The following is a 512-nucleotide window of genomic DNA, read 5'->3' as shown; positions in this document are numbered from 1 at the left end:
ATGGGGAAATTTTATCTGCACATGAAATTCAAAGAGAATCTAACAAATCCACAATTGATTATAGAACAGATCCTATGTTTTCGAAGGGAAAACTGAATTACAAAATGATTCATCTTCCATCTTCAATCGAGAATGTCTGCTTAGAAGCCGCGAAAATATTAGGACTTGAATTTTCAGGCATAGATTTAAAATTAAATAATAAAGGAGAATTTTATCTTCTTGAGTGTAATAGCATGCCTATGTATTTGGATCTGGAACTAAAAAATCATATAAAAATCACTGATTATATTATCAATTTTTTAAATGCCAATATCGTTGAGAATTTCGAACCTTCTTTTGAGGAAGCTACACATGAACAGACGGAGATAAACAAAAAAAGCCTGTTTGATTATAAAAGTGTTTACGAGGATTTTTATAAGTACAAGAGCGAAAAGCAAAAAATAGTGATCTTACCCATTAATAGAGAGCAAAAAAATACGCTTAAAGACCATAAAATAAACAATGACGAAGAA

General features: G+C 30.1%; 1 pseudogene. It reads left to right on the top strand.

The window, feature by feature from the left end:
• Positions 1-512, top strand: a pseudogene (locus tag LOK41_RS28515) (hypothetical protein); the annotation flags it as partial.

The sequence above is a fragment of the Bacillus sp. TL12 genome (assembly GCF_022625245.1).
Taxonomy (GTDB): Bacteria; Bacillota; Bacilli; order Bacillales; family Bacillaceae_G; genus Bacillus_A.
This window is presented reverse-complemented; position numbering and strand designations above follow the sequence as displayed.